Source organism: Nocardiopsis sp. TNDT3 (genome assembly GCF_003427465.1).
GTDB lineage: Bacteria > Actinomycetota > Actinomycetes > Streptosporangiales > Streptosporangiaceae > Nocardiopsis > Nocardiopsis dassonvillei.
Genome location: NZ_QPFC01000148.1, coordinates 1 through 3,189, shown reverse-complemented (window position 1 = coordinate 3,189; position 3,189 = coordinate 1). Strand labels below are relative to the sequence as shown.

Here is a 3,189-nt window from a genome sequence, read left to right as displayed (position 1 = left end):
CCCCCACCCCGACCGCCCGGACGGAGTCGGCGTCCTGTCGGCCGCGCAGCTCCCCGACGGCCCTGGCCACGACGTCGGCCAGGGCCTGCGGGTCGTTGGAGGGGGTGGGGTACTTGACCTTGTCGAGGATCTGCCCTTCGGGGTCGACGACCCCGGCGGCGACCTTGGTCCCGCCGATGTCTACGCCGATGGTCAGCATGGGGGCAGCTCCTTCGTACTTACGCCCGAACTCTGACATAAGTCTCAAGGTTCATGGCAAAGTGTTTTCAGATGATGTATGCCATCTGATTAAACCAGGCGCGAGGCGACCCCCGACACCCCCGGAGTCGAACCGTGATCTCCTCCCGTTCACCCCGCGGTGACCTGGCGTTCCTCGCCTTCCGTCGCCCTTTCGCCACCCTGCGTCCGGTCCTGCGGACGGTGCCCCGCGGCGTCGTCGGCGCGGGTCTGCTCAAGGGAGCGCTCGACCACGTCCCAGGTGCGGCCCAGGGCTCCGACCGCGGCCAGTCCGGCGCGGCCGAGGTGTCCGACGACCTCGGGGCCGGAGGTGCGCACGATGTCGAGCAGTTCCTCCAGCGGGGGGCGCCGGTCGTCCGTCTCCAGGCGGATGGCCTCCTCCCACACGTCGCCCTTGCTCGGGGGCGGCGAGGTCACGGCGCCCACCCCGCGCTTGACCCCGGCCGTCAACAGCCTGCGCTGAAGGGTGGTCACCAGCTTCAGCGCGTCGTCGATGAGGTCGGGGTCCTCGCCCCTGCCCACACCCGGACCGCCGTTGCGACCGGTGTTCTCCGTCATGTCAGCTTCCTCCTTCGCGCCGCGTTCTGCTTCACGGTAACCGGCCCTCCGGGCGCCGGGGAGGTTTCTCAGGGCAGGTTCAGGGGCGAATCAGGGGCGCGGGCGCGGCTACGGGGAGTGAGGCCAGGGGAAACCGCAATGACCACGAAAACCTACAAAGGACACAAAATTCACATACAGCACATAGTTCTCACGACGTGCGCAAACACTACGTCGGGCGTATAGTCTCGCGTGCGTACGAGGGAGGAATCCGTTCTTTCCTCCGCCCGCGCACCAGCGCGTCCGCCGCGCCGGACACGACCCAGGGTCACCGTTGGATACCGAACGACAACGTGTTCTACTCATGAGTAGGGTGGTGTTGTTACGGTCATCACGTCCCGTACTACCCGAACCCGTACACGTCCAGGAGCACCACGTGCGCGAATACAGCTCTCCCGCGAAGGCTGAGATCTCCGACGACGCGCGACTGACCGACACGCTCTACGCGCGCGCGGCCAGCGAGCCCAACGCCGTCACCGCCCGTCGCCAGGAGTCCGGCCAGTGGCACGACGTCACCGTGGCGGAGCTGCACGCCGACATCGCCGCGTACGCCAAGGCCCTGATCGACGCGGGCATCGAGCACGGCGACCGCGTCGCCCTGATGTCGCGCACCCGCTACGAGTGGACGGTCGTCGACTACGCCATCTGGTCCGTCGGCGGCGTGACCGTCCCGATCTACGAGACCTCCTCCGCCGAGCAGATCGAGTGGATCCTCACCGACTCCGGCGCCAAGGCCGCGTTCGTGGAGAACGACGCCCACGCCGAGCGCGTCGAGTCGGTCCGCGCCCGGACCCCCGAGCTCGGCCCCGTCTGGCGGTTCGACGACCCCGGGTACGCCGAGCTGCGCTCCGCGGGCTCGGAGGTGAGCGACGAGGCTCTGGAGAAGCGCCGCACCGGGGTCAAGGCCGACGACCTCGCCACCCTCATCTACACCTCGGGCACCACCGGCCGCCCCAAGGGCTGCGAGCTCACCCACCGCAACTTCCTCTTCATCTCCCACAACGCGTTGGAGGGCCCGGCCCGCCAGGTCCTGCGCAGCAAGGAGAATCCCTCCACGCTGCTGTTCCTGCCGCTGGCCCACGTCTTCGCCCGCTTCGTCCAGGTCATGGTGATCGAGGCCAGAGCCACCCTCGGCCACTTCCCCTCCACCGGCCCCGAGCTGATCGAGCAGTTCTCGGCGTTCAGGCCCACCTTCCTGCTCGCGGTCCCCCGCGTGTTCGAGAAGGTCTACACCAAGGCCGAGCAGAAGGCCGCGGCCGAGGGCAAGGGCAAGATCTTCAACGCCGCCGCCGACACCGCCGTCGCCTACAGCAAGGCCCTGGCCACCGGCCGGATCCCCCTGAGCCTCAAGCTCAAGCACGCGCTGTTCAGCAAGCTGGTCTACGGCAAGCTCCTGGCCGCCCTGGGCGGCAACGCCGAGTACGCCGTCTCCGGCGGATCCGCGCTGGGCGCGCGTCTGGGCCACTTCTTCCGCGGCATCGGCTTCACCATCATCGAGGGCTACGGCCTCACCGAGACCACCGCCCCCACCTCGGTGAACAGCCCCGAGTTCAACAAGATCGGCACCGTGGGCCAGCCGCTGCCCGGCACCACCATCAGGATCGCCGAGGACGGCGAGATCCTGCTCAAGGGCGACCACATCATGGTCGGCTACTGGAAGAACGAGAAGGCCACCAAGGAGGCCTTCACCGAGGACGGCTTCTACCGCACCGGCGACCTGGGCGCGCTGGACGACGACGGCTTCCTGAGCGTCACCGGGCGCAAGAAGGAGATCATCGTGACCGCGGGCGGCAAGAACGTCGCCCCGGCCGTCCTGGAGGACCGCATCCGCGCCCACGCCCTGGTCAGCCAGTGCATGGTGGTCGGAGACAACCGCAAGTTCATCGCCGCGCTGATCACGATCGACCCCGAGTCGTTCGTCCAGTGGCGCGAGGCCAACGGCAAGAGCGGCGAGATCGCCGACCTGACCGGGGACGCGGACCTGAACGCCGCCATCCAGGAGGCCGTGGACAACGCCAACAACGCGGTGTCCAAGGCCGAGGGGATCAAGAAGTTCAAGATCCTGCCCAGCGACTTCACGGAGGAGAGCGGCCAGATGACCGCCTCCCTGAAGGTCAAGCGCCACGTGGTCAGCAAGCAGTGGAGCAAGGAGATCGACGACATCTACGCCGGCTGAGCACTCCGCCGCCCGCACCGGACACACGGGAGCCGACCGACCTCGCACGGGGGCGGTCGGCTCCCGCCGTGTGCGGGGCCGTGCTCCGGGAACACGACGGACCCGGCCGCACCGCGACCGGGTCCGTCATCCACGTGTGGGCGCGCTAGTGGTGGGCCGCCTCCTTCTCCGCCTCCGTG

At 68.6% G+C, this 3,189-nt stretch carries 3 protein-coding genes; 1 reads left to right on the top strand and 2 read right to left on the bottom strand.

Translation table 11 applies throughout. The features are described 5' to 3' along the window. Together DQW06_RS04160 and DQW06_RS04155 are read right to left on the bottom strand one after the other, a co-directional pair. On the bottom strand, nt 1-199 hold a 199-nt coding region (locus DQW06_RS04160), incomplete at its 3' end, for an ROK family protein (RefSeq protein WP_157983336.1). A 149-nt stretch (nt 200-348) separates the two neighbouring features. Next, nucleotides 349-795, bottom strand: coding sequence for a hypothetical protein (locus tag DQW06_RS04155; RefSeq protein ID WP_117197989.1), 447 nt, complete (start codon nt 793-795; stop codon nt 349-351). A 415-nt stretch (nt 796-1,210) separates the two neighbouring features. Between DQW06_RS04155 and DQW06_RS04150 the strand changes: the two genes are divergently transcribed. Beyond that, complete coding sequence (locus DQW06_RS04150; protein ID WP_013154147.1) at nt 1,211-3,010, top strand: long-chain fatty acid--CoA ligase; 1,800 nt, start codon at nt 1,211-1,213, stop codon at nt 3,008-3,010. Nucleotides 3,011-3,189 lie beyond the last annotated feature (179 nt).

Excerpts from the sequence above, each read along its gene's own strand:
- DQW06_RS04155 (WP_117197989.1), bottom strand. The coding sequence starts at position 795 with ATGACGGAGAACACCGGTCGCAACGGCGGTCCGGGTGTGGGCAGGGGC.